This window comes from Proteus sp. FZP2095, from assembly GCF_023701425.1.
GTDB classification, from domain to species: Bacteria; Pseudomonadota; Gammaproteobacteria; order Enterobacterales; family Enterobacteriaceae; genus Proteus; species Proteus cibarius.
Map to the genome: position 1 here is coordinate 1 of NZ_JAMQBJ010000010.1, position 4,456 is coordinate 4,456.

General features: G+C 37.7%; 4 protein-coding genes, 4 tRNA genes and 1 rRNA gene. 1 reads left to right on the forward strand and 8 read right to left on the reverse strand.

Features of this window, described 5'->3' with window-relative positions; translation table 11 throughout:
• From NBG71_RS18490 to NBG71_RS18510, 5 genes are all read right to left on the reverse strand, one after another.
• On the reverse strand, positions 1 to 128 hold a 128-nt coding region (locus NBG71_RS18490), incomplete at its 3' end, for a GTP-binding protein (protein WP_228407520.1).
• 121 nt (positions 129 to 249) lie between these two features.
• Positions 250 to 325, reverse strand: a tRNA-Thr gene (locus NBG71_RS18495).
• A 5-nt stretch (positions 326 to 330) separates the two neighbouring features.
• A tRNA-Gly gene (locus NBG71_RS18500) sits at positions 331 to 405 on the reverse strand.
• A gap of 82 nt (positions 406 to 487) precedes the next feature.
• Positions 488 to 572 (reverse strand) — tRNA-Tyr (locus NBG71_RS18505).
• A 15-nt stretch (positions 573 to 587) separates the two neighbouring features.
• Positions 588 to 663: transfer RNA gene (locus NBG71_RS18510), tRNA-Thr, on the reverse strand.
• A gap of 436 nt (positions 664 to 1,099) precedes the next feature.
• On the opposite strand from NBG71_RS18510, the gene coaA reads away from it, so the two are divergent.
• On the forward strand, positions 1,100 to 2,047 hold the full coding sequence (gene coaA / locus NBG71_RS18515; RefSeq protein ID WP_099660050.1) for a type I pantothenate kinase: 948 nt from the start codon (positions 1,100 to 1,102) through the stop codon (positions 2,045 to 2,047).
• A gap of 131 nt (positions 2,048 to 2,178) precedes the next feature.
• On the opposite strand, the gene birA is transcribed toward coaA, so the two are convergent.
• The 3 genes from birA to rrf form a co-directional block, all read right to left on the reverse strand.
• A complete protein-coding gene (gene birA / locus NBG71_RS18520; protein ID WP_075674347.1) occupies positions 2,179 to 3,141 on the reverse strand; it encodes a bifunctional biotin--[acetyl-CoA-carboxylase] ligase/biotin operon repressor BirA in 963 nt (320 codons plus the stop codon).
• The gene (gene murB / locus NBG71_RS18525; RefSeq protein WP_250917075.1) at positions 3,138 to 4,172 is read right to left on the reverse strand and encodes a UDP-N-acetylmuramate dehydrogenase; all 1,035 of its coding nucleotides are present in this window, start codon (positions 4,170 to 4,172) and stop codon (positions 3,138 to 3,140) included. The genes birA and murB overlap by 4 nt, the downstream gene beginning before the upstream one ends.
• 162 nt (positions 4,173 to 4,334) lie before the next feature.
• Positions 4,335 to 4,450 (reverse strand): 5S ribosomal RNA (rrf, locus tag NBG71_RS18530).
• Positions 4,451 to 4,456: the final 6 nt, after the last annotated feature.

A 4,456-nucleotide genomic window follows, 5' to 3' on the forward strand; every position in this document is an offset into this window, starting at 1 on the left:
GCACCACCGTAAGTTTTAGCTAAAACTGTAGTGATTGCAGCAGTCAGAGTTGTTTTACCGTGGTCAACGTGGCCGATAGTACCAACGTTAACGTGCGGTTTTGAACGTTCAAATTTTTCTTTAGACATTTAAATTGTCCCTCTAAGACACGGAATCGGTGGTTACACCACATCAACCAAGCAGTAAGTAAATTAGCGATTTGCTAGTGCTTGTTAAGATTTTAATCAGGGAGGCAAGAACATGAAGGAGTGGTGCTGATAGGCAGATTCGAACTGCCGACCTCACCCTTACCAAGGGTGCGCTCTACCAACTGAGCTATATCAGCACATCTGGAGCGGGCAGCGGGAATCGAACCCGCATCATCAGCTTGGAAGGCTGAGGTAATAGCCATTATACGATGCCCGCAGAACTCGGCTACCTGACTTAAAATCAGCTTTGTATTCTACTTAAGTGTTTACTAATTTAAAACACTTAAGTTAGGAATTAATGGTGGTGGGAGAAGGATTCGAACCTTCGAAGTCTGTGACGGCAGATTTACAGTCTGCTCCCTTTGGCCGCTTGGGTATCCCACCAAACCTAATTTTTAATGGTGCCGGCACCAAGAGTCGAACTCGGGACCTACTGATTACAAGTCAGTTGCTCTACCAACTGAGCTATGCCGGCTAAGTGGTGCGCATTCTAGGAGGACTTTCATCATGATGCAACAAAAAAATTGCGATATTTGTTCTTTTGCTTAGATTTTGTTCGTTTTTAATTGAATTGTTGATTTTTTAGGAAAAAAACGACCAAAATGCCAACAAAAATTCATGATAGATTAGCAAGCTAATTTATCTATTCAGTCCCAAATTTATTAATCATCAATAAATTTTTAGAAAAAAGATTATTGCACCCTTATTAGTCTACGCTAAAAAATATTTTTATGACTATTTTTTGTACTTTTTTTACAAATTTATTCAGTTCGTGTCAAAAAAAGTAGAAAAAATTAAAAAAATATCTACGCCTAAGAGACATCACTCGTTATGATGCTGTTTATTTTTTATCGGATACGGGTGTTTTAAACAGCCTGTCCAACCTGCGAATATTAGGCAGATGTTGGCTTATGAATAACAAAGAACGCTTTATAACCCCTTATTTAGAATTTGACAGGAAGCACTGGGCAACGTTAAGAGATTCCGTTCCTTTAACGCTAACCGAAAAAGAGATTGTCGATTTAAAAGGGATTAACGAAGAAATTTCTATTGATGATGTCATTGAGATTTATCTTCCTCTTTCAAGATTACTCAATTTTTACATAAGTTCTAATTTACGTCGTCAAGCCGTCTTAGAGCAGTTTCTTGGAACAAGAAGTGCCAAAATCCCTTATATTATTGGTATAGCCGGCAGTGTTGCTGTTGGTAAGAGCACCACAGCTCGTTTACTACAAGCACTTTTAACCCGTTGGCCAGAACATCGTAAAGTTGATTTAATTACTACTGATGGTTTTCTTTTACCTAATGCGGAGTTAAAGAAACGCGGGATAATGAAAAAGAAAGGATTTCCTGAATCCTATGATATGCATAGCCTTGTCTCTTTCGTTTCTGATATAAAATCAGGCAAGAAACAAGTAACAGCGCCTGTCTATTCTCATTTAGTCTATGACATCATCCCGGATAAAAAACAGGTTATTGAACAACCTGATATCTTAATTCTTGAAGGATTAAATGTATTACAGAGTAATCAGGATTATCCTCATGATCCGCATAATGTTTTCGTATCAGATTATGTAGATTTCTCTATTTATGTTGATGCTGATGAAGAATTACTAAAACACTGGTATATCAGTCGCTTTTTAAAATTTAGAGAAGGTGCGTTTACTGATCCTGAATCGTATTTTAATAATTACTCTAAATTAAGCAGAGAAGAATCTATTGAAATAGCATCTTCAATTTGGCAAGAAATTAATGGTTTGAATTTAAAACAAAACATATTGCCAACGAAAGAAAGAGCGAGTCTTATACTAACCAAAGGCCAAAGTCATACGATCACCAACGTTCGATTACGTAAGTAAATCTAAACAATTAGTGGTACTTGATCTCAATATCATTGTATTTCAGTTATTCAAAGTAATATCGATAAACAAAAAGCTTTCCAATTTAGGAAAGCTTTTTTAGTTTTAGATGTTCAATGCAATTTAAAGCATTACAATGCAATTCTCAATGAAATTTCACCACCTATATAAGGTATGATTTTTCCATCTTGTTCCAAAAGTAAGGCACCTTGGTCATTGATACCTTTGGCAATACCAAAGATCTCTTTTTCACCAATAATAAGCTTCACTCGGCGATCCATAAAGTTATCTAAACGTTTCCAACGCTCGATAAACATAGATAACCCTTGTTTTTCAAACTGAACAAATGCTTCCCTTAGTGCATTAGTAATTTCACAAGCAAGTTCATTTCTATCAATTTTGATACCAACTTGCTCTAAATTAATCCATTGCTGGTTAATGGCTTCAGTTTGATTTTTACTCATTGCAATATTGATACCAATACCCGTAACAATATGAGCAACATCACCGGTTTTCCCTGTTAACTCAACAAGAATACCTGAAAGCTTTTTATCATTTAAATAGAGATCGTTAGGCCATTTAACTTTAACGCCATCTGCACCAAGCTTTTGTAATACCTCAGCCATAATAACGCCGACAACCAAACTCAATCCTATTGCAGCAGCAGGTCCTTGATCGAGCCTCCAATACATACTCAAATATAAATTTCTACCAAAAGGCGAAATCCATTGGCGTCCTCTTCGGCCTCGTCCTGCTGACTGGTATTCAGCAATACAAACATCACCCGATTTTAATTCGCTAATACGCTGTATCAAATATTGGTTAGTAGAATCTATAACAGGAATAACACTGGCTGGTTCACCTTTAATGTTTTTGTTTACACTATCCGCATTCAACAAATTCATAGGAGCATCTAATTGATAGCCCTTTCCTGCGACAGTTTGAACATCTATACCCCAACTACGCAATGTTTGAATATGTTTATTAATACCTGCGCGTGTCATTCCTAAGCTTTCGCCTAGTTGCTCTCCTGAATGGATGTTTCCATCAGCAAGAATTTCAATTAATAATAAGGGAGTTGGTGTTTCTTTCATGAAATAGCGTCCACTGCATTGATTTCGCCATATTGGCCAATAAAACGGACTTCTGGCTCTAATTGCACACCAAAGCGCTCAAAGACTTTTTGACGTATACATGCAGCTAAATTAACAATGTCTTTGCCTGTTGCTAGACCCTCTTTATTGATAAGAACAAGTGCTTGCTTCATATGAACAGCAGCACCACCAATCTGATGGCCTTTAAGACCACATTGATCAATCAGCCAACCTGCAGCAAGTTTTACACCATCTTGTTGAACATATTGAGGACAGAAGGGATATTCTGCTTTTAAATGTTGTGCAATGCGAGTATCAACAATTGGGTTCTTGAAAAAACTACCTGCATTACCTGTTATGGTAGGATCTGGTAGTTTACTTGTTCTCATAGAGCACACAGATCCAAACACATCTTTTGGTGTTACTGTTTCTAATGATAATTTTGATAAATCGCCATAGGTAAGAATAGGCTCCCATTTTTTGCTAAGCTGTAACCCTACAGCAACAATGGCAAAGCCTTTCTGGTAGTGATGCTTGAAAATACTATCACGGTAACCAAACTGACATTCATCATTAGATAATCGATGAACATGACCTGTACTTAGCTCAACTATATCAACATAAGCACAAACATCTTTTAATTCTTTGCCATAAGCACCGATATTTTGTATTGGTGCTGAACCTACATTTCCTGGGATCAGCGCTAAATTTTCTAGTCCATAGATATTCTTTTTTAATAGAAATTCAACAAGTGCATGCCAATTTTCGCCCGCACCAACATGAATAGACCAATATTGCTCATCTTCAGTAATCTCAATTCCAGTAATACAATTGCGGATAACAATACCATTAAAATCTTCTGTAAATAGTACGTTGCTACCACCACCTAGAATAAGGGTGGGCAACTTCTGCTCATGGGCATTTTGCCAGCATGTACAAAGCTCATCTTTATTATTTGCAGTGTCTATTTGGTGAGCTTTTGCTCTCAAACCAAATGTATTAAATGCTTGCAATGAAACCGATTCTTTCATGAAAGTCTACCTCATTTAGCTGATGGCTTAGTTTAACAGCCAAGCATCGCTGAGGATAGCAAAGTGATAGGTGATTAGTGTGGGGATATTACATCTGTATTTCAAATTTCTTAGATAGCAAAAAAGCCAACCCAGTGGGTTGGCTTTCTCGTCTTATTTGATGCCTGGCAGTTCCCTACTCTCACATGGGGAGGCCCCACACTACCATCGGCGCTACAACGTTTCACTTCTGAGTTCGGCATGGATTCAGGTGGGTCCGCTGCGCTATGGCCGCCAAGCAAATT

Bases quoted from the DNA above. Each gene is read 5' to 3' on its own strand.
- birA (WP_075674347.1), bottom strand. From the start codon at position 3,141: ATGAAAGAAACACCAACTCCCTTATTATTAATTGAAATTCTTGCTGAT.
- coaA (WP_099660050.1), top strand. From the start codon at position 1,100: ATGAATAACAAAGAACGCTTTATAACCCCTTATTTAGAATTTGACAGG.
- murB (WP_250917075.1), bottom strand. From the start codon at position 4,172: ATGAAAGAATCGGTTTCATTGCAAGCATTTAATACATTTGGTTTGAGA.